A 21,138-nucleotide genomic window follows, 5' to 3' on the forward strand; every position below is an offset into this window, starting at 1 on the left:
GCCGCGATCCTGGGCCAGGAGATATTCGGCCCGGTCGCCCCCGTCACCACCTTCAGCACTGAAGAAGACGCCATCAAGCTCGCCAACAGCACCGAGTACGGGCTCGCGTCCTACCTCTACAGCCGCGACTTCAACCGGCTCCTCCGAGTGGCGGAGCAGATCGAGTTCGGCATGGTCGGCTTCAACGCTGGCGTCATCTCCAACGCAGCCGCCCCTTTCGGCGGCGTCAAGCAATCAGGTCTCGGCCGTGAAGGCGGCTCCGAAGGCATCGCCGAATACACCACTACCCAGTACATCGGTATCAGCGACCCCTACACCGCGTGAACAGGCATGGGAACTGCAACCGCTTGGGCCCCGAACGCGGCTACCTCGGCTGGGCGACTGAGAACCATCCAGCAGGGGGCACTCCCAAGGACCCAGGCGCTTTTCCCACCGCACCTACTTTGAAGGACGCAGCAAGCAATGAAACTCCTCACGCTCCGCCTTGGCAACGGCGTCACCACAGCCGTCCGGCAGGACGGCGACACCCTCACCGAGATTCCCGGCTTTCCCGATGTCGGCGCCCTGCTAAAAGACCCCAACTGGGAGACCACGGCGAAGACAGCTGAGGGCACACCGCACCCCTATGACGGCGCCGATCTCGCCGCCGTCGTGCCGTCCCCGGGCAAGATCATCTGCGTGGGCCAAAACTATCGGAACCACATCTAAGAGATGGGGCATGATGTTCCGGCGTACCCCACACTGTTCGCCAAATACGCCGAATCCCTGATCGGTGCCAACGACGACCTGATCCTGCCAGAGGAATCGGACACCGTGGACTGGGACCGAGCTCGCCGTCGTGATCGGTAGGGCCGGGCGGCGGATCCCCGAAGCCCAGGCGGGGGATCACATCGCCGGGTATTCAGTGCTGAACGACGTCAGCATGCGTGACTACCAGTTCCGCACCCTGCAGTGGCTGCAGGGCAAGACTTGGGAAAAGTCTACGCCATTCGGGCCGGCCATGATCACTAAGGACGAGTTCCTGCCCGGCCCCCTGATGACCTCAGCCGTGGACGGCGAAGTCCAACAGAGCACCCCGACCTCGGACCTGGTGTTCACCCCTGAGTTCCTGGTCTCCTACATCTCCACGATCATCACGCTGAACCCCGGCGACGTGATTTCCACGGGCACCCCTGGCGGCGTGGGCCACGCCCAGGACCCCAAGCGATACCTGCACGAGGGCCAGATCCTGGTCACCAGCGTCGAAGGCCTGGGCCAGCTGAGAAACCGCGTGGTCAAAGAAGCTTGATCGGGGAGTTGGCAGGGTCAAAGGACCAGCCTTTGCAACGCACCCTGAGCCTCTTTCGTCCGCCACGTAACGCCCCCAGGTCCTTACGCGGGCCCTGAAACGGCGCCCCGTGAAAGTGAGACGTGAGATGGTCGCGGACTGGCCGCTTGCTATGGCGCGAAAGCTGTTCGAACAAGCCTACGACGGCTTAGCGGCGGCCGCGGAGGCGCGCATGCGTCACCATGTGGGACAGAGCGCGGCTGAACTCATACCATCGGTCAGATCACTCAGCACGGCGGAAGTCGCAGACTTGGAGCAGGGGCTCGGCGACCCGCGCAAAATGACGGTGGGGACTGGCGGCCTACCCTAACATTGATACCGCCGAACATCCCGCGGCGCCCGGCAGCTTTCCCGCAACCAGGCAGGAACGCCGTAATGCCTAGGGCCCGGTGCTAGCAAAATGCTGGCGGGGTAACTTCTCAGGCGCCTCCAGCCCCTTGGACTCCAACTCCACCAGCAAGAGTTTCAGAGCGTGGTTGAGGTGACTGGTTTCTTCCGGCGGCAATATTGCGAGCAATTCCCGCTCGATGCCGGTGATCGCTTCGAGCAGCGGGGGTATCTCCTGCCGGGCCCGCGGAGTGAGATCCAATAGCGCGCTGCGTCGGTCGCTTTCGTGCGGTCTCCGTGTTAGCAGCCCAGCCGCGAGAAGTTTCTGCACCCTCTTGGTCGTTCCGGCCGGAGAAGCCGAGAGTGCGGCCGCGATTTCAGTGGGAGCCAATGGGTCGCCGTGCCTCATCAGAACAGCCAGGACGTCAAATTCGCCCCGCGTTAGGCCGGCCTTCTCAAGAAGGGCTTCGCTTTGCAGTTGGACAATGCGCGATATGCGGTGGATGCGCCCCAAGACGGCGGCCGCCTCCACCTCAATCGAAGGCAGCCTTAGTCGCCATTGCTCCACAACGCCATCCACCGAGTCCCTCATGTAGCAACCGTACTGTAAATTAAAAGTACTTCGCCAGCGAAATACTTTTAATTGGAGGATCGTGACATCACCATCAGTCACTGCAATTCCGCGAGTGAAACAGCTCCTGGCCGTCGGTCCCCACGCAGGCGCCCATCGGGTCGCCGTCCGAGCCGGGGCATCAGCCCTGCTGCCGCTCCTTGTGCTGTGGTCATTGAACAAGATCGAACTAGCTCCCTTTGCGATACTTGCAGCGACCGGAGCGGTTTTTGGGCGCAACGCTTCTTTACCCCGACGTCTCACGATGCAACTGCAGACCTCGACTGTTCTTGCCCTATTGATCCTTATCGGGGCGGCCGTATCCGCCGCAGACCTTCCTGGCTGGACCACCGTTCTGGCAACAGCCCTTGTCGCCTGCCTGTGCTCTGCGGCAGCCGACCTGCTCCAATGGACACCATCCGGCTGCCTCTTCTTTGTCTTCGCCTTCGCAGTAAGCGCCTACACCCCTCCGGGAAACACCGGGCTACCACTGATTGCCACGGCAGCTGCCGGCTCAGCTGTTCTTACAATTCTTGTGACCATCGTCGGAGGAGCCCTTGAGACCGTCACCCGCCCGCGTCGAGGCGGCGCCCCGGCCCGGCAGGCACCAGCCGCTCCCCGGCGCCTGCCACTGCCCCTGATTGCCGCACACTCGCTTGCCTGCCTGCTCGCTGCAGCTACGGCAGGCATGTTGAGTCTCGCCGGCGGTCTCGCGCACCCCTACTGGGCTATGGTTACTGCCATCGTGCCAGTAATCGGGGCGACAACGACAGGGCAGCTGACCAGGGCTACCCACCGAATGATAGGCACCTTCCTGGGCATCGGCGTCACCGGTCTTTTACTCTTTTGGGTGCCCGGCGGCCCTGTCCTCATCGTCGTACTGGCTCTGTTGACTGCCCTGACAGAGCTCATGGTGGCCCGCAATTACGGACTGGCGATGCTCTTCCTCACACCCCTGACCATTGGCATGATGTTTCTCAACCATCCACAACCGCTCGGCCCACTACTGGCCGACCGCGCTCTGGAAACCTGCATCGGTTTGTCAGTTGTGATGGTCTTGATAGTCCTGACACATAACCTAAGGCACCCGGAGGAACAAGCGGGATAGCTTTCGGGGCGCGGGAACGAGGTCTCACGGGGGAACTAGAGATGAACCATCAGGTTGAATCACACCCCAGCCTGACGTAAATGCGGTTTCGCAAGGGAGGATTTACCTGCCGGTGGGCTTCGGTCTTGTTCTCAGGCACCTGTCAAGCCGCAAAAGGGCACTTCGTCAGCTCCTGCCGCAACCGAGTCTCATCGAGTCCCGATTAATTGGTCTATTTCGATGATTCTCGGGCTACTGCACCGCGGTTTTCCTGCCATTCGACTGTCAGGGTGGGATTTGAGAACATCATGAGCGACTGTCAATAAAAGGGAAATTTCGCTCTATTCTGACGCCACGGCGATCGTTGCTTCGAGTTTCGCGTGCCAGGCGAGGCAGGCTGATCGGCGGCCGCAAGTGGCCCCCGCGCTGTCTGCCAGGCCGTCCAGTGCGGCTCTTCGGCGAGGCGATCTTCGAGAACCTGGACGGGTGCGAGAGGACACTCCTACGGTTTCTGCTCCCCAGGGCTAACCCGATAGCTAGTTGACCGAATATCCATTATCGGCGCTGGTATTAAGGGGAGCCGAAGGGGCGCTCGTGAATATGTGCCAAGAGATCATCGGCCCCACCAGCAAGACCGTCCCGGTAAGCAGCTCGGAAAGCTCGACATGCGTGCCAGAAGTTTCTTGACCCGCACCTGCCACTAGTGAGACTTCTTAGTCGTTGACCTGTGTTTGGTGTCCACCAACCTGAGAGGTCTTCACCTAGTCACGATGTAATTAACGTCTTGACTCGTACATCTAAGCATCCGTCGGCCGGATTTGCATCATCAGCCCGAAGAGATCCGGGAGACCGTGCTCTTCACCGATTTGACCATTCGTGAACCGATAAATGTTCATTGCCTGCGTTTGGATCTGTTTGCCTGTTGCAGGGACGCCGAGGAAGTCCCCTCGGTGCGTGCCACGAAGGATGAATCGAGCGGCTACTGTGTTTCCTTCAATAATGGTTTCTTCCAGCGACCACTGGACGTCGGGAAACGCTTGCCGCATGATCCCGATGATTTTGACGTAGCCGCCTGGACCCTGCACTGGCTCTGGCAGGAAAGGCACATGGAACGTTGCCGACGGCGAGATGATCTCATCACCAATCCTTTCGTCGGCTGAATTGATGAATTCAACGAAACGGTCCATCCGTTCACGCAGTTCTTCAGTCATTTGTTTGCTTCCTTCACGTCTCTATTTCGCTACGGCACACACAGTATTTTGGTGGCTATCGGATGATGAACTCTGGTTCCCGCAAGCCTCTCAGCTAGGTCGCACTGCAGCGGCCGCCGGCTCGACTGGCATGTAGCAGCCGACCGAGCAGTTCCATGAGTTCATCCGTGTTCTGCTCGGTGAGCACAGGATTCAGTCGCAGATGCAGCTCGGCTTGAACCGGGTGTTCCTGGCCCCTTCCAGCAAGATTCGACCGTCCGCCGTGAGCTCGATGAGGGAGGACCTTCGATCGACTGGGTTAATTCTCCGACGGCAATATCCGGCCTTTTCAATCCGGTAAATGAGCTTGCTCGCGCCTTCGACGGCAGGTCCTTAGGAGTTCGGGAGGGGTGTGGGCTGGTAGGCGACGAATTTCCACTCGTCGCCTTCTTGGATCCATACGGCCAGTGAGCTATTGTTTATGGTCTTATCGGTTCCGTTGACTGTCAGGTCGGCCTTCATGCGTCCCAGCACCAAAGCTGTATTCCCGATGATGGTGATGCTTTCAATGGAATTCTCGATCCTGTGATAGCGGAGGGTGCCAGTGCGGAGCTTGGCCGTGTAGTCCTGCCTGGAGTCGCGGTTGCCTCCGGAGTGGGAGTAGACGAGTTCGTCATGGCAGAGATCGTCGAAGGTAGCGAAGTCCTGCTCGAGGACGGCCCTGTAGCGTTTCGCTTCCAAGTCTTGGATGACGGATTCCGATATTCGTTCGGAGTCAGTCATGGGACTTGGGTATGTTGCCGGCCTCTGGGGCGAGGACGATGTCGAATCGGGTTCGGGCCCAGGGCTGGCCAGCGAGGTCCCGGCTGTTGGGGGTGGGGGTGCCGGGTTTCTGTTCGATGAATTTCTTGATCAGGGAGTCTTTGACTCCGAACACGGAGTCGCCGATGGCGATCTGGGGGTCGCCGTCGACGAAGATGTGTGTCACCAGGGTGCGTTGCCCCGGGGCTGTGACCATGAAGTGTAGGTGTGAGGCGCGTACCGGCGACCGGTTGACTGCTGCCAGGAGTTTGCCGACGGGACCGTCGTGCGGGATGGGGTATGGCGTGGGGGTCAGTCCCCAGAAGGAGTATTGGCCGTTTTCGTCGGCGAACAGATGGGCGCGGCCGGCAATCCTCCCGTCGGAGTACTGGGCGTCGTAGAACCCTTCGTCGTCGGCTTCCCAGACTTCGATCCGGGCACCGGGGACTGGTTTACCCTCGGTGGTGGTGACGGTGCCTTCAACCCAGCACGGTTGTCCGGTGGCGCCGCCGGCGATGTCTCCTCCGTTGGGGATTTCGGGGGCGTCCTCTGTGAAGAAGGGTCCGAACACGGTGGCCTCGGTGGCGTTGCCGTGGGTGGGGTTGTTCACTGCGACCGTCTGCATGGAGGCGCCGAATATATCCGAGAGCAGGATGAACTCCTGCCTTTTGTCGTCGGTGATATGTCCGCATGCGGTCAGAAAGTTGATCGCGGCGTCCCATTCCTCTTCGGTGAGACGCACTTCTCGGATGAAGGAGTGAAGGTGCCGGGTGAGGGCTTCCAGGAGCGTCTTCAGCCGCTCGTCCGGGGTGTTTTTGAAGGAGTCGACGACAGTCTCTGTCAGTTCCTGTTCGACGGCGGCCTGGACTGGGTCGGGAGCCATGGAGGTTCCGGTGGTGGTGGTCATTGGAGTGTCCTTTGTTGTCTTCACAAGGTGGCCAGTTCAGGGGCGGGGACGTCGCCGGCCTGTGCCGCGGAGAGCAGCGCGGTGATGTTCTCCTCCGTGGCAGAGGTCGGGTTCGATCCCGGCACCACGGCAAGGACCCGGCGGACGGCCTCGGGGATGTCTTCTGGGGTGAAGCCGTAATCGGCGAGGGACTTTGGCGCGTTGAGGCTTTCCCGGAGGCTGTTCAGTGCCTGGACGGCCGAGGTCTTGGTGTCCTCGGTGTGTCCTAGGGCGGCGGCGAGCCGGGCTGCCAGTTCCGGTACGGCCGGGGCGTTGAGCGCCAGAACGTATGGAAGGACTACGGCGTGGGTTTCGGCATGCGGGAGGTTGAAGGTTCCGCCGAGGACGTGGCAGATCTTGTGGTGCAGCCCGGAACCTGCGGAGGCGAAGGCGACTGCGGCAAGATAGCAGCCGTAAAGTGACTGCTCGCGCGCCAGGATGTCGCCGACGTCCGCGGTGATCCCGGTGAGCCCGGCGGTCAGGGCGCGGACTCCTTCCAGTGCCAGTGCCTGGTTGATGGGGTCTGCCTTTGGCGCCCACAATGAATCCACGCAGTGTGCCAGGGCGTTCAATCCCGAGGCCACGGACATGCCCGCGGGCAGTGAAACGGTGAATTGCGCGTCGTAGATGACCGTGACGGGCAGGACCCTGTCATCAACCCCCGTGGTTTTGGTGCGGTCTTCTGTCAGGCCCCAGACGTTGGTTGCCTCAGACCCGGCGTAGGTGGTGGGAACCGCGATGATCGGTATCCCGGTTGTCAGAGCGACCGCCTTGGCCAGGCCCGTGGTCGAGCCGCCCCCTACGGATACCAGGAGGTCGATGTCCGCGTCCGCTGCGGCCGCCCGTGCCTTATCAGCCGTTTCCATGGGGACATGCATGACCACGTCGTCGTGCCACATTGCGACTTCGATCTCCGCGCAGGCCTGCCGGGCCATCTCGGTCTCGAACTTCGAGGCGATGACCATCACCTTCTTCGCGTCCAGCCGGGTTACCTCTGCTGCGAGGTAACCGGCGGCTTTCCCGGAGCCGAAAAGCACTCTCTGCCCCAGCGTCGTGTGCTCGAATTCCATTCCCATATCTTCCGTACTCCTGCTCATGCTCATGTCGTGTTGATGCTTGAATCGAGCGCCCCGGGCGGTGCTCATGCCATCCTGATCAACGTGGCATGAGCACCGCCCGAAGCCCCTGAGCCCTGTCGCTCAGGCTGCCTCGCGACTATTTGGCGGACGCCGCCAGTGCGGTGGGGATTGCGGCTTCATCTCCCAAGCGGAGCAGCTTTTCTGCGTTGCGGTAGCTGATGTTGGCGCGGTCGGCCTCGCTGATGGGTGCGTTGTCCAGGAACTTCGCGGCTTCCTCAATGGTTTCGAACGGGTAGTCGGTGCCGAACAGGATGTGTTCGGAGCCCAGCGCCAGCAATGCACACAGGAGCGGGGCGGGCGAGCACACCCCGCTCGTAGTGACGTACAGGTTTTCGCGCAGGTATTCCGAGGGCTTGCCCTTGGCGAGCTCGATGCCGTGGTGGTTGTGGAAACCCCAGCGTGAATCCATCCGCCACAGAACGTAGGGCAGGCCTTCACCCATGTGTCCCAGAAGCAGCTTCGCGTTGGGGAAGTCGTCAAAGACCCCGCCGAAGATCAGCCGGAGGGCGTGAGTGGAGGTATCGATTCCCCAGCTCCACATCGGACCCACCAGTTCCGGGTGTCCGCTGAGTACGTGAGCCGTGTCCACACCATTTGCCGGGTGCAAGTACAACGGAACGTCGAGGCCTTCTGCCATTTCCCAGACAATGCGGAGCTTCGGATCATCCAAGTACATGCCGTTGGTGTGGGCATTAACCAAAGCACCCTTCATTCCCAGGTCCTTGACGGCGCGTTCCAGTTCCTTGGCCGCGGCCTGGGGATCCTGCAGCGGCAGCGCTGCGAAGCCTGAGAACCGGTCGGGCCTTTCAGCCATGATGCCGGCCAGGAAGTCATTCACTGTCTTGGTCTTGGCAATAGCCACCGCGGGGTCGGTTTCGGCCTGGATGCCCGGGGAGTTGAGAGACAGGACTTCCATGTCGATCCCGTGCAGATCCATTTCCGGCAGCCGCTCCTCCGTAAAGTCCAGGAGCCTGCGGGAGGCATCGGCCCACGCCTGCGGCTGCGCGATGTTCGAGGTGCTGCTGCCGTAGCCCACCAGATCAGGGGTTACGAAGTGTTCTTCGAGGGCAATTTTCTTCATTGGGTCTCCTTTGAACCTTGAGTCACTGCGTTCACTATTATGCATTGACTTTATCTATGATGAATTCTAGTCTTGGGTTGTGTCAAGCATCACAGGAGATGCGTGCCGAGAGATTTGAGGATTTGAGGATGGAAAAGTACGACGTTGCTGTCGTGGGATACGGTCCGGTGGGCATGGCCATGGCGGCCCTGCTCGGGAAGGCTGGGCACAAGGTGATTGTGCTGGAGCGCTACGCCGGCCTGTATAACCTTCCTCGGGCAGCGATTTTCGATGACGAGACCATGCGCACGTTCGCAGAGCTCGGGATAGCCGAGGAACTTCTGCCCAAGGTCAGCGCGCAAAGGAACTATGAGTGGCGCAACGGTGCCGGCGATCTTTTGATCGAGCACGAGTTTGCGTTGAAGGGCGCCTCTGGATGGTCCGAGTGGTACATGATGTACCAGCCCGATCTGGAAAATGCGCTGTCCGCCCTCTGCACTTCCCTTCCTAATGTCGAGGTCAGGTTCAACTCGAAGGTCGACGGATATGAAGACAGGGGTGACGAGGTCCGTGTGAATGTGGCCGGGGCTGAAGCTGTGAGTGTCAAATACGTTGTTGCCTGCGACGGTGGCAACGGCACTACCCGGGCCAAGATCGATGCCGAACTCACAGACTTCGGTTTCTCGGAGCCCTGGCTTGTATGCGATTTCCGGCTTACCGGCGACGCCCGGCCGCCACACGCCCGCCAAGTATGTGATCCCAAACAGCCCCAGTCGATCATCTCCCTGGGGCCGGACCACCACCGGTTCAGTTTCATGCTCGACTCTGAAGCCGACTTTGAAATCGAACGTGACCCCGAGCGTGTCTGGAACCGCGTAGCGCCCTATTTGGCGCCGGGTCAGGCGGAACTGGTGCGGGTCGCCACGTACACCTTCAGGTCGCTGCTTGCTAACCCATGGCGAAGGGGAAGGATCATTCTGGCTGGCGACGCTGCCCACCAGATGCCGCCTTTCCTGGGACAGGGAATGTGCTCCGGCATCCGGGATGCCCATAACCTGGCGTTCAAGCTTGATCTGCTGCTGGCCGGGCAGGCTCAGGACTCGATCCTTGATACGTACCAGTCCGAGCGCGAACCCCACGTAGCCGCCGTGGTACACAAAGGCATCGAACTCGGGAAGGTCCAGACCATGCGCGACCCCGAGGCGGCAGCCGAACGGGACCGGCAATATCTGGCCAACCGGGCCCGGAACCACAACCCGGAAAAACTGCGCTTTCCCGGCCTCGGCCCGGGCTTCCTGTCCGGCAATGGCCACGCCGCTGCCGGCCACCTGTTCATCCAGGACGAGGTACGCACGGCGGCAGGGGACCAAGGCCGCTTCGACGGGATCTTCGGCTACGGCCCTCGGCTGCTGCTCCTCCGCTCGGGCTACGAAGAGTTCGCCCCCGAAAGCGCCCATGACATCGCCGGCGGAGACGTCGTCGTGGTAAACCCCGCAACAGGTCGGGCCGAAGCATTCACGGATGTCAACGGCAGCTACTGGAGCTGGTTTGAGACCAACCAATGCTCAGCAGTACTGGTTCGCCCCGACTTCTACATCTTCGGGGCCGTACGAACAGGCGGTGAAGTTACTGGACTCATCCGCGAGTACGACAAAAGCTTCGCATTCGAAACCAAAATCCCTGCAACATCAGGAAGCGTGAGCGCATGAGCACCAAAGAACAGACTCAGGGAAAGGAACACATCAGGACAATCTCCGAGCGCGTTCTGTTGACCGTCGCACTGGTCATTGGCGGTTTGGAAGGCTATGACCTGGCAGTTTACGGCGTAACCGTCCCCTCGTTGCTGGCCGACCACGCCCTGAACGTCGACAAGGGCGCCGCGGGCACTCTCGGCTCCGTGGTCGCGGTTGGCATGATGATCGGCGCAGGCCTGGCCGGCGCCATGATCAGCCGCATCGGCCCGAGACGGCTCATCCTGTCCAGCTGCATGATCTTTTCGGTCGGCATGCTCCTTTCAGCCGCGGCGCCCAGTGTCCTCATTTTCGGTCTCGGACGCATCCTGGTGGGGTTGGGTCTTGGAATCGTCCTGCCCACCCTGTTGGCCTACGTGGCTGACTTGTCTCTGCCCGGCCGCCGTAACAGGAATACAGGCATCGTGATGGCCGGATACGCCGTAGGCGGCCTAGCCGCCCCGCTGCTGGGCGCTGCATTGCTCCCCAGCGCCTCATTCCGATGGTTGTACGTCATCGGAATCATCCCGGCCGTGGTGATCCTTCCCTTTGCCTGGAAGCTTTTGCCCGAAACGCCCGTCCATCTTCTGCGCCTGGGCCGCGTAGAGTCAGCGCACCGCCTCAGCGCCGCCATGGGCTTGCCGGAGCCAGTCCTCGTGGCTGCAGGGAAGCGACACTTCGCAGGCATCGGACCGCTCTTTTCTGCCGGTGTCGCCGGGGCCACGATCCTGTTCTGGATCATGACCTTCTGCGGGCTCCTCCTTGTGTTCGGTATCACCGCGTGGCTGCCCACGATGATGCAGGCCAACGGTTACTCGCTCGGATCCGCCCTTCTGCAGACTGCTGCGATGTGGATCGGCGTCGGCGTCGGCGTCATCGTCGGCGGAAGAATCGCCGACAGGATAGGGGCGAAACCAGTTGTCGTGACTGCGTTCCTGATGGGGGCGCTCAGCCTGGTAGCCATGAGCCTGAACCCGAACGTCGTCGTATTGTTCATCCTGATGTTCCTCAGTGGGGTCGGCTTCATCGGCTCGCAAATTCTTGTCAACGGGTTCATTCTGACCCGGTACCCCGATGACATGCGTGGAAGCGGCCTTGCGTGGGCGCTGTCCTTCGGCCGGCTTGGCGCCATTGTCGGCCCCTCGCTGGGCGCATGGGTCCTCACTTCAGGACTGTCCGTCGAATGGAACTTCTACACCTTTGCCATCCCCGCAGTGGTAGGAGCTGTCGCATCACTCCTGGTCCCGCGGATACGAGTCAGCGAACCTGGAAGCCACGAAGTCGGTGCGCTTAGAGGAGACGTACCCGGCGGAGTAACTGGATAAAGCCGCCGCCATCGACCGCGATCGATTACCTGACCGATACGATCATGATCGGCAAACAATTTGTAAGGAAGTGCATGGTCATGAGCGACATGGAAGCCGCCGCCCCCTCAGAACGCCAAGGTATCCAGTCCGTTGAGCTCGCAATGCGGATCATCGAAGCCCTCGAATCCGGCGGCGGCCCCATGTCCCTTTCTGAAATCGCGGAGCGAAGCGGCTTCCAACCCAGTAAGGCTCACCGGTACCTGGTGAGCCTTACCAGGATCGGACTTGTCAGCCAGTCCCCGAAGACCGGCCGGTACGACTTCGGGGCAGCCATGCGCCGTCTGGGGGCAGAATCACTGCGCAGGACCAACGAGGTCTCGGTGGCTTCTGATTACACCCCCGATCTACGGGACGAATGCGGACACTCGGTAAACATTGCGGTCTGGGGAGACGACGGCCCGGTGGTCGTCCGTTGGGACTATGGAAGCCACGCACTGCCGATCAACATCCGTCTCGGCGCCACACTCCCCATGCTTACCTCGTCCAGCGGCCAGGTCTTCCTCGGTTTCCTGCCGGAATCCATGTGGGCTGCAACGCTGGCAGCAGAACGCTCCCGGCGGAGCCCCAACGCATACACAGACGAAGATATCCAGCGACTCCGGAGCGAAGTCTCAACTAACGGATATGCCTTTACATCCGGAGGCGTCATCCCGGGTGTGTCCTCGATCGCAGCTCCCGTATATTCATCCCTCGATGCAATCCCATTGACGGTCGCGGTTGTCTTCCCCACCGAAGTCGTCCACGAAGACGAACTGGAACTGGTAAAAACCCAGCTGCTCAGCATCACACGAAAAATCTCAAGTGAGCTCGGCATGCCCTTTGAAGGCGACGCCGCTATATCTGCATAAAAAGGCTCTCGTCCCAGACCCTCGGAGGTAGCGACTCGATTCGAGACACAAAGCAGCACGCGACTGAATCCGTGGGTGTCAGCCTGCACGCTTGAGTGCACGACAGCTATCCCCTTGAGCCAGTGCTCCATAATGCTTGGAAGGAAACACCATGATTCAACTGTGGAAGCACCTGGCCTCTTTGCTTGACGCCAGTGGCCAAGAAAAACCAAAGGGCGCGGCGGAATTGCCCTTCTCGGATACTAGGCTCGACTCAGCCGCATGGATTGGCTGGTACGAGGAAGACGCGTGATATCCACCAAGCACAGGCAGAACCATATCCATGCCGTTCCGCCTCTTCTCTACATCTTGTTGCCCGGATGGCGTACACCCCAGCCTGACGTCAAGCACCTACCCAAAAAGCGTCAGACTAGCGCTGGATTCTGCTGTTTCTGACACACGATCAAGCATCTCTTAGAGCATAACCTGACACTTCCACCCTCCCACGAGGGGCACGTCGGCACGGAAAATCAAAATGAAAATGGCCGGCCGATAGACGATGGCGAGCGGGGTGCGGTTGCCTTGTTGACTAAGTTTCCTGGGGCACACGACGGCGGCAGCGGCACCATGGGCAGGCGGCCGCGCGCCCGCGTGATGGCCCCCGTCAAGAGATGGACTGGGGGAGGTGGGGAGGCTTTCGGTGCACGCAACGGATGAGAACCTGAGATAGTCAGCCCACTGCAAGACCAACCACCCAGCTTGTCCCGGCTTCTGCCGAACGATTCGAGTATGACTGACTCGTCTCAAGCGATACCGGGGAACGCGTCAAGATTGGCTCAAGACATCACCGGCGGCACTCGACGTGAAGGTGCTGGGCCCCCGGACCAATCCGGCAATGCTCCACACTGACACCTACGTGAACGATTCGCCCAGCAACGTTACAGGGAATCGCCGTCGTCGTAATTCTGTCCGGTATTCTTCCAATTGAGTGAAAAACTGAACATTTTGGGGGAAAATGTGACTGAACCAGGACACGAGAAAATTGGGGGTTTCGGCCCTGAAGGTCGAGGATCGGACCAAACTTACACCGGGACTGTCGGGCTTGGAAACGCGCCAGTTGCTACGGAAAGTCAGGCGCCCGGACCAGCGAAATCACAACATTTTGATGCAAGCGCGCTGATTCCTTCCGCTTTGCTGGGTGTCATCGCGTATGCGGCCCTCTACGTAGTGGCATGCGCCTTTTTGGTATTGGCCATAGTAGGGCTCGCCATCAGCCAGGGTGGCAACACCAACGTGCCGGCCAGTTCGATGCTCCCGCAAGGTTCGACGCCGTCGCCGTAGTCCATCATGATGCAGCTTGCTGCTCAGCTGGTAGTGATGAGCCAGCTTGGAGCACTGGGCACAACAATCGATGTGACCGTCCCATTTCTTGGGAATGTGCACGGCACCGCTGGCCTATTTGCCACGCCCCTGTTGCTGACGGCGTTGTCAATCGTCGTTCTGTTTGTCGGCGGAAGGTTTGTGGCCAAGCGGAAGCCCGCTCCGACGACGACGGGAATGTGGCTGGAGTCAGCAGCCACGGGCTTGGTGTTCACGGTGTTGGTCAACGTTATTGGGGCCATCACCGGCATTTCATTTCCCATTCCGCAGCTGAAGGTCGCACCGCTGGTCGCAGTGACCATCGGATCCGTCCTAGCTGCCTTCGTCGTCGGAACGTTCGCGAGCTTGGCTGGGCGAACTTGGCATCAGGGACGGCCCACCGGAGTGCGCGCGATCATCCGCGATGCCGGGGCAGCAATAGGCGTGCATTTCGGCGTCTTTCTCGTGGTCGCCGTGCCGGTTGCGGTCACGGCTATGGGGATTAAATTCGGCTGGCAAGCAACGTTCTCGGCGCCACTCTGGGCACTGACGGCAGGCTTCTTCCTGCTCGGGCTCGGCCATTTGAGCCCCATCGTCCGTACCTGGAATTTCAGCACGTCCACCTCATCGTCCGTGAACAGTTCAGGATCTGAAACCGGCTTTGGCCCGGGAACCGGGCTGACCCAGTTCGACATCCCTGGGTGGACCGGCTGGCTTCTGTTGCTTCTGGCACTCGTTGCACTAGTGGCGACCTCGATATTTTGGTATCTCCGGCGCGGCCCGGCCGACACCAAGAAAATAACGGACTGGGTGGTCCTTCCCGGCGCATTCCTGGTGGCAGGGGCGCTCCTTACCTGGCTCAGCTCACTTACCGGCTCCTTTGAGGCCGGAACGTTGGTGACGGGCACCGGCAGCGTGGCCCTGGCTGGGTGGACGGCTTTTGTCATGTTGCTGTGGGGCGCTGCAACCGAAGCCTCAGCGCGCTATCTCGCACCCATCCTCAGCAATTACATCCCGGCCCGCGCAGCTGAGAGGCTCAGGACCCGTCGCCCGGTTCAGGATGCTCTGAACCCTCACCAGAGCCAGCCCGGCCACCCGAATACGGCCAGCTACGCTGACCCTTACGCTCAAAACAGCCAGACGACGGCGGTCGCTCCCCGGGAGCCGATGTCTCCCGGCGCTAAGCGCAAGCTTGGCCTGGTGCTGGGTGGAATCGGCTTGGTAGTTGTCTTGCTGGTCGCCGGGGCCATCACCGTCAACGTGATCAAGGACGGCAACGGCCCGGACAAACCCGTGAAGGACTATCTGCAGGCCCTTCAGAACGGCGAGGCATCCAAGGCGATTGCCTTGTCGGATCCCAACGTGGCGAACGATCAAAGAGCGCTACTGACCGACGAGGTGTACTCTAAAGCCGGCAAGCGCATCGACGGTTTCGACATCGTGTCCACCCAAACCTCCGGGGACGGAGCCAAGGTGGTGGCGGAACTACGCCAGGATGGTCGGAAACAGCAGGCTACCTACACACTGCGCAAGTCGAATCCGGAGCTCCTCGATGATCACTGGAAGATGGATCCGGCTCCGATCGGGCAGTTGGCCATCTCCGCGGACAGCATCGTGCAGACTGTGTTGGTCAACGGCCATGAGCTCAACCTCGGATTAGGTGACGGCACTTCATCTTCCACGGGCGTACACCTTCCAGCCTTGCCTGGAGAGTACACGGTGGAATTGCCTGCCTCCGAGAAGTACTTGACGGCGGCTAAGTCCACGGCTCTGGTAACTGTGGTGGAAGGAGCCCAAGCCCCGCCGGGGGTACAGCTGAATGTTGAGGCCAGCGATGCATTGAAAACGGAGGCTTTGGCGCAGGTCAACGCGCACATTACGGAGTGCCTCAAGTCCACGGAAGCAGAGCCGGCCAACTGTCCGTTCAGCATCTACGCCTCGAGTTATACGCGGAACTTCCACTGGTCACTGACCACCAAGCCGACATTAAGCCTCAGCAAAAACCTCTTCGACGCGTCGGGTTGGAGCATCGAGACGGACACTCCCGGCAAGGCGACGGTCAGCTACGAGAAAGACAGCTCCTACGGTTTCGGTACACCCGATTGGAAGCCGGCAACCGACACCAGTTCTTTCTATGTGAACGCCAGCGTGACGATAAAGGACGGTAAGGTCCAAACGACGTTCAGCAAGTACTAAACGCTCGACGGCGGTTCGGCGAACCTCCCATCTATACCCTCCCGGGGTACTTGCATCATACCCCCGGAGGGTATAGTTTTGTCTCTATGAACACGCCGGACCTGCAACTGGGCCATCCGCTCGCACCCGTGATTGAAGCGGATCTGGAGCATACTGCCCATCATGGTTACACCAGCAACAAAGAGGCGTACCTGAAGCGCCTGAAGCGCATTGAAGGCCAGGTGCGCGGGATTGCACGGATGGTCGAAGAAGACAAGTACTGCATCGACATCCTCACGCAGGTCGCCGCGGCCACCAAGGCCCTTCACGCGGTTAGCCTGGGTTTGGTGGAGGAGCACATCGGGCACTGCGTTGTCGGTGCGGCCTCCGAGGCAGACCCGGAGGCGCGAGCCGAACAGATCGAAGCCAAAGTAAAAGAAGCCACGGGCGCAATTGGGCGCCTGCTGCGGTAATCCCCCTGCTCGCCGAGCCTTCCCAGACCCCACCAAGCCTTCCCAGCCCAGGAGTACACCATGAGCCAGCACATCCAAACCAACGTCAACGTTTCCGGCATGACCTGCGGCCACTGCGTATCGAGTGTCAGCGAAGAACTCGAAGCCCTCAACGGCGTCGAGGAAGTGGCAGTCGACCTCAACCCCGGCGGCCTGTCCACTGTGATTATCACATCAACAAAACCGTTGATCCCTGAAGAAATCGGCGAGGCCGTGGCAGAAGCAGGCTATCTGGTAGTCGCCAACCAGGCTTAGGAGCTTCTGTGGGTGAGCGCGAGCCGGGCAGCCTTGCGGCAACCCGAGTTATCGAGTTGGACATTGAGGGCATGACCTGCGCCTCGTGCGTCAACCGAGTCGAGCGGAAGTTGCGAAAGCTCGACGGCGTAGAGGCCACGGTGAACCTGCCCCTGGAGTCCGCGCACGTCACCGTCCCGGATACCGTGTCGGACCAGCAAGTTGTTGATACCGTCAACGCCACTGGTTACAAGGCGACCCTCCGCCAGCACCAACCGCCAGTTACTCATGAAGATAACTCAGCGATTCGTACGGACCATGCCAACCACATGGACCATGGGCCGGCAGCGTCAAGTCTCCGTCCGCGGTTGATTGCCGCAGCAATCCTGACCGTTCCCGTATTTCTCGTCTCGATGATCCCGGCGTTTCATTTTGCCAACTGGGGCTGGGTGGTCGCTGCACTGTCCCTGCCAGTGGTGACTTGGGCGGCGTGGCCCTTCCATAGGGCTGCGGCCGTTAACGCACGCCATCTCGCCTCCACCATGGACACCCTGGTTTCCCTCGGCGTCATCGCCGCCTACGCGTATTCCGCGTGGCAGCTTATCGCTGACCCGACTATGACGGCACAACCATCCGCCGGAACTATGACTACGGGTGAGCTCTATTTTGAGGTGGCGAGTGTTGTCACCACGTTCCTTCTCCTTGGCCGCTACCTCGAGGCGAGCGCCAAGGCGAAAGCGGGCGATGCACTGAAGGCCCTGCTGAACCTCGGGGCAAAGGATGCCACGCTCCTCGTCAATGGCGCAGAACAGAAAATCCCCGCGAGTGAGCTCATGGTGGGTGACGTTTTCGTTGTACGGCCGGGCGAAAAGATCGCGACCGATGGGATCGTCACGGACGGCTTGTCCGCCGTCGACTCTTCCTTGGTAACCGGCGAATCGGTCCCCGTGGAGGTTGCACCCGGCAGCTCGGTGACGGGAGCGACGATCAACACCTCGGGTCGCCTACTGGTGCGTGCCACGCGTGTCGGCGCTGATACTACGCTTGCCCACATGGGTCGGCTCGTCAGCCAAGCACAGACCGGTAAGGCGCCGATTGCCCGCCTCGCAGACCGCATCAGCTCGGTCTTCGTCCCTATTGTGCTGGGCATTGCAATCGTCACGTTCGTACTGTGGCTGGTGTTCTCCGGAGACCTCAACGCCGCTTTCACCGCGGCCGTAGCCGTTCTCGTGATCGCCTGCCCGTGCGCCCTCGGTCTGGCCACTCCCGTTGGCCTGCTGACCGGGACCGGGCGAGGTGCGCAGTTGGGCATCCTGATCAAGGGCCCTCAGGTACTTGAGGATACTCGTCACGTGGACACGATTCTCTTGGATAAAACGGGTACGGTGACCACCGGAAGGCTCGCCGTAAGCCACACGCTGACCCTGAACGGCCACTCACCCGAGTCGGTTTTGATGCTCGCCGGAGCAGTGGAATCGGCGTCAGAGCACCCGATCGCCCACGCAATTGCCACAGCGGCGAAGGAGCAAATGCCCGACGCCGGCCCGCTTCCAGGCATTGAAGCGTTCGCCTCTGCGCCGGGCGGTGGAGTGCGGGGCGCCGTGTCGCTTCCTACAGGTACCCGGACAGTGGTGGTGGGACGTTCAGGCTGGCTCCAAGAGAATGGCGTCGTGCTCACCCTTGAGCAACGCGAAGACCTGCAGAACCGGGAAGCCATGGGGGCCACCGCCATCTGGGTGGGAATCGACGGTTACCCGGCGGGAATCCTCAGCCTGAGTGACTCCGTCAAACCCGGCTCCGCGGATGCCATCCGACGCCTCAAGGACCTGCATATCCGCCCCCTACTGCTCACCGGTGACAACGCCGCAGTTGCTGCCCGCGTGGCAGGCGAAGTAGGGATCCTGCCGGAGGATGTCTTTGCCGGCGTGCTCCCCGAGGGCAAGGTCGAGGCCGTCCGGAAGCTGCAGGCATCCGGGGCAATCGTCGCCATGGCTGGCGACGGCGTCAACGATGCCGCCGCCCTGGCGCAGTCAGACCTCGGCATAGCGATGGGCTCGGGCACGGACGTGGCCATTGAGGCGTCCGATTTGACCATCATGGGCAACGATCTAGGTCAGCTGGTGCAGGCCATTGAGCTGTCGCGCAGAACCCTCTCCACCATCAAGACGAACCTCTTCTGGGCGTTTTTCTATAACGCAATCGGGATCCCGGTGGCGGCATTCGGATTGCTGAATCCCATGATCGCGGGCGCAGCCATGGCAGCGAGTTCGGTGCTCGTCGTCGCGAATTCGCTTCGGCTGCGCGCGTTCGGGAAGTAGGGCCCCAACCGGCAGGCGAACCGGTCAGGAGCCTTAAGCCGTCCCGAATCGGACGGCTGCCCGGGCCCTGGCCTTTGCTGCTTCTTCTTCGCGGTTCTTTGCAGGCGCATGGGTCACTAACGAGTCCAACAGATGCTGGGTGATATGCGCGATCTCGTGCACAGCCTCCGCAAATGCCTCCTCGTTATCTTTCGAGGGCTTAGTGGTCCCGCTGATTTTTCGCACGTATTGCAATGCTGCAGCCTCCACCTCTGTCGACGTCGCTCGAGGTTCAAAATTGTGGAGGGTTCGAATATTCCGGCACATAGTCCAATGCTAACTATGGCCGGCAAAGTGCGGGAGGGGCGGGCAGCGTCGTTCGGCAGATGCCTTTCGGAGACAGCCACCAGGGTAATATCGCCCCGCTACTCGGTTCCGCGCTTGGTTCCGCTCCCCGAGGGGATGGGTTCGACGTCGTTCGCGTGGTCCAACGCGAGCGCTTGGGCGCTGTCACGGCCCGTCCGCCTGTCTCCCCGTAGTTCGTCCCAGCGAACCAAGACCACTCCGCCCACGATGAACAGCCCGCCGAGCAACTGGATGCCCCCTGGCAATTCACCGAGCAGTAACCACGCCCAAATGACTGCGAAAAGCACTTCGGTCAGGGACACAAAGGATGCGACCTTAGAGCCTAGGCTGCGAGCGGCCATGATTCCGGAAACGTAGGCGAGCACGGTCGCCAGGATGACCAACCCGGCAACGGAGACCCACCACGGTGTGGTCCATGGGCCCAGCGTAGTGTCCGTGTTGCTGAAGGTCATGGGCAGGAGCCCCACCAAACCAAAGAGCCATATCACCACGGCGCCAACCATCAAGCCCGCAGCGGCAAGGACCAACGGCGGCAGAGTGTCGTTTTCCTTGGCGGTGATGAAGAAATAGATCACCAAGCACACTGCCGCGGCCATGCCCCACAAGACGCCAACGAAGTCGACCTTCACGGACCCGGCCAGGTCCAGCACCAGAACCAAGCCTCCGAGCGACAGCAGGGCGCCAACTGCCGTAAGCAGCCGGGGACGGCGTCGGCTGGCAATCCAGAGCCAGAGCACGATCATGACCGGAGCCAGATATTCCAGCAGCAGGGCCACACCCACGGACAGCCGTGAGACGGCGTTGAAGTAGAAGAGCTGGCAACCGGCCACCCCAATCAGGCCGAACAACAAGATAGTGAGCCAGTTGTCCTTGACCTGGTGCCACCGCCCTCGGAGGACCACGACGCCGGGAATGGCCAGGATCAGCGCGGCACCTGTGAGCCGCACGGCGACGGCAGCACCAGGCGACCAACCGGTTTCCAGCATTGATTTGGCAAATGAGCCGGACGTCCCGAAAACAGCGGAGGAGAAGAGGGCAATTCCCAGACCCGACGCCAGGAAACCTCGTGCACCAGCCTTCGTCGTCGTAGCTGACACAGCAGCCTCCTGTCAGGAGTAAAGTGGGCTTATGGTCATGACAGTACCCCCGACACTCGTAAGGAGTCAAAGTGCTTTTTGCGCCTGACACCGAGGTAGCCCTCCGCAGTGTCGTCACCCTCATCAACACCGCTGCAAATGGTGGGGATTCTTTGGCCACAGTGGAAGACCTGGAGGCATTCCTTGACGCCGAGCAGTTCACCGGCTCCCGAATCAAATCCGCAGCCGAACTGCGATCGGTCAGGCGCCTTCGCAGTGAACTCACCGCGCTGTGGAGTGCCGACGAGGACACCGCCGCCATGGTTGTGAACAAGTTGCTGACGGACGCAAAAGCGCTCCCCCAGCTAGTCAAACATGACCACTGGAATTGGCACCTGCACGCAACTACGCCGGAAGCCCCCTTGGCCGACCGCTTGGGAACCGAAGCCGCCATGGCAATCGTGGACGTCATCCGCAGTGGAGAAATGGACCGAATGCGCGTGTGCGCCGCAGGCGATTGCGACGCCGTAGTGCTGGACCTCAGCCGCAACCGCTCCAAGCTCTACTGCGATACCGGAAACTGCGCCAACCGGGCGCACGTAGCCGCATATCGGGCCAGAAAGGCTGCTGGCGGCGAGTAGAAGGGTCTAACGCCCCAGTTCCGCCTTGTGACTAAGGTCACATTTGTTTTTCGACACGAACCTCCCG

The 21,138-nt window shown here is 60.9% G+C and carries 19 protein-coding genes and 1 pseudogene; 12 read left to right on the forward strand and 8 right to left on the reverse strand.

The window, feature by feature from the left end; genetic code table 11:
- On the forward strand, positions 1–324 hold a 324-nt coding region (locus QRN42_RS06910; protein ID WP_284978530.1), incomplete at its 5' end, for an aldehyde dehydrogenase family protein.
- 138 nt (positions 325–462) lie between these two features.
- Positions 463–1,288, forward strand: a pseudogene (locus QRN42_RS06915) (fumarylacetoacetate hydrolase family protein).
- A gap of 418 nt (positions 1,289–1,706) precedes the next feature.
- On the opposite strand, the gene QRN42_RS06920 reads toward QRN42_RS06915, so the two are convergent.
- Entirely contained in the window at positions 1,707–2,246 is a 540-nt protein-coding gene (locus QRN42_RS06920) for a MarR family winged helix-turn-helix transcriptional regulator (RefSeq protein ID WP_284978531.1), read from the reverse strand.
- A gap of 61 nt (positions 2,247–2,307) precedes the next feature.
- On the opposite strand from QRN42_RS06920, the gene QRN42_RS06925 reads away from it, so the two are divergent.
- Complete coding sequence (locus QRN42_RS06925) at positions 2,308–3,372, forward strand: FUSC family protein (RefSeq protein ID WP_284978532.1); 1,065 nt, start codon at positions 2,308–2,310, stop codon at positions 3,370–3,372.
- A 776-nt stretch (positions 3,373–4,148) separates the two neighbouring features.
- Here QRN42_RS06925 and QRN42_RS06930 read toward each other — a convergent pair.
- The 5 genes from QRN42_RS06930 to QRN42_RS06950 form a co-directional block, all read right to left on the reverse strand.
- On the reverse strand, positions 4,149–4,562 hold the full coding sequence (locus tag QRN42_RS06930) for an ester cyclase (protein WP_284978533.1): 414 nt from the start codon (positions 4,560–4,562) through the stop codon (positions 4,149–4,151).
- Positions 4,563–4,934: 372 nt separating this feature from the next.
- Entirely contained in the window at positions 4,935–5,324 is a 390-nt protein-coding gene (locus QRN42_RS06935; RefSeq protein ID WP_284978534.1) for a nuclear transport factor 2 family protein, read from the reverse strand.
- On the reverse strand, positions 5,317–6,249 hold the full coding sequence (locus QRN42_RS06940; protein ID WP_284978535.1) for a hydroxyquinol 1,2-dioxygenase: 933 nt from the start codon (positions 6,247–6,249) through the stop codon (positions 5,317–5,319). The genes QRN42_RS06935 and QRN42_RS06940 overlap by 8 nt, the downstream gene beginning before the upstream one ends.
- A gap of 20 nt (positions 6,250–6,269) precedes the next feature.
- Positions 6,270–7,364, reverse strand: coding sequence for a maleylacetate reductase (locus tag QRN42_RS06945; protein WP_284978536.1), 1,095 nt, complete (start codon positions 7,362–7,364; stop codon positions 6,270–6,272).
- Positions 7,365–7,503: 139 nt separating this feature from the next.
- A complete protein-coding gene (locus tag QRN42_RS06950) occupies positions 7,504–8,508 on the reverse strand; it encodes an amidohydrolase family protein (protein WP_284978537.1) in 1,005 nt (334 codons plus the stop codon).
- A 128-nt stretch (positions 8,509–8,636) separates the two neighbouring features.
- Here QRN42_RS06950 and QRN42_RS06955 point away from each other — a divergent pair, with 128 nt between their 5' ends.
- The 8 genes from QRN42_RS06955 to QRN42_RS06990 all read left to right on the forward strand — a co-directional run bounded on the left by QRN42_RS06955 (position 8,637) and on the right by QRN42_RS06990 (position 19,009).
- Positions 8,637–10,196, forward strand: a complete 1,560-nt coding sequence (locus tag QRN42_RS06955) for a bifunctional 3-(3-hydroxy-phenyl)propionate/3-hydroxycinnamic acid hydroxylase (RefSeq protein WP_284978538.1) — start codon at positions 8,637–8,639, stop codon at positions 10,194–10,196.
- Positions 10,193–11,542 carry an MFS transporter gene (locus QRN42_RS06960; protein ID WP_284978539.1) on the forward strand — a complete coding sequence of 450 codons (1,350 nt, stop codon included), beginning with the start codon at positions 10,193–10,195 and terminating at the stop codon, positions 11,540–11,542. The genes QRN42_RS06955 and QRN42_RS06960 overlap by 4 nt, the downstream gene beginning before the upstream one ends.
- Before the next feature lie 80 nt (positions 11,543–11,622).
- Positions 11,623–12,432: an IclR family transcriptional regulator gene (locus QRN42_RS06965; RefSeq protein WP_284978540.1), complete on the forward strand. Its 810-nt coding sequence runs from the start codon at positions 11,623–11,625 to the stop codon at positions 12,430–12,432.
- Positions 12,433–13,395: 963 nt separating this feature from the next.
- Positions 13,396–13,752: a hypothetical protein gene (locus QRN42_RS06970; RefSeq protein ID WP_284978541.1), complete on the forward strand. Its 357-nt coding sequence runs from the start codon at positions 13,396–13,398 to the stop codon at positions 13,750–13,752.
- Positions 13,753–13,788: 36 nt separating this feature from the next.
- The gene (locus QRN42_RS06975) at positions 13,789–15,966 is read left to right on the forward strand and encodes a hypothetical protein (RefSeq protein ID WP_284978542.1); all 2,178 of its coding nucleotides are present in this window, start codon (positions 13,789–13,791) and stop codon (positions 15,964–15,966) included.
- Between the two features lie 86 nt (positions 15,967–16,052).
- Positions 16,053–16,418, forward strand: coding sequence for a metal-sensitive transcriptional regulator (locus tag QRN42_RS06980; RefSeq protein ID WP_284978543.1), 366 nt, complete (start codon positions 16,053–16,055; stop codon positions 16,416–16,418).
- A gap of 60 nt (positions 16,419–16,478) precedes the next feature.
- Complete coding sequence (locus QRN42_RS06985; protein WP_284978544.1) at positions 16,479–16,712, forward strand: heavy-metal-associated domain-containing protein; 234 nt, start codon at positions 16,479–16,481, stop codon at positions 16,710–16,712.
- Positions 16,713–16,783: 71 nt separating this feature from the next.
- On the forward strand, positions 16,784–19,009 hold the full coding sequence (locus QRN42_RS06990) for a heavy metal translocating P-type ATPase (protein WP_502869481.1): 2,226 nt from the start codon (positions 16,784–16,786) through the stop codon (positions 19,007–19,009).
- A gap of 33 nt (positions 19,010–19,042) precedes the next feature.
- Here the strand turns inward: QRN42_RS06990 and QRN42_RS06995 are convergent, their stop codons facing one another.
- Together QRN42_RS06995 and QRN42_RS07000 are read right to left on the reverse strand one after the other, a co-directional pair.
- Positions 19,043–19,315, reverse strand: a complete 273-nt coding sequence (locus QRN42_RS06995; RefSeq protein ID WP_284978546.1) for a DUF2277 domain-containing protein — start codon at positions 19,313–19,315, stop codon at positions 19,043–19,045.
- A gap of 98 nt (positions 19,316–19,413) precedes the next feature.
- Positions 19,414–20,451: an EamA family transporter gene (locus tag QRN42_RS07000; RefSeq protein ID WP_284978547.1), complete on the reverse strand. Its 1,038-nt coding sequence runs from the start codon at positions 20,449–20,451 to the stop codon at positions 19,414–19,416.
- A 71-nt stretch (positions 20,452–20,522) separates the two neighbouring features.
- On the opposite strand from QRN42_RS07000, the gene QRN42_RS07005 reads away from it, so the two are divergent.
- A complete protein-coding gene (locus QRN42_RS07005; RefSeq protein WP_284978548.1) occupies positions 20,523–21,071 on the forward strand; it encodes a CGNR zinc finger domain-containing protein in 549 nt (182 codons plus the stop codon).
- Positions 21,072–21,138: the final 67 nt, after the last annotated feature.

This window comes from Arthrobacter sp. fls2-241-R2A-200 (genome assembly GCF_030209745.1).
Classification (GTDB): Bacteria; Actinomycetota; Actinomycetes; order Actinomycetales; family Micrococcaceae; genus Arthrobacter.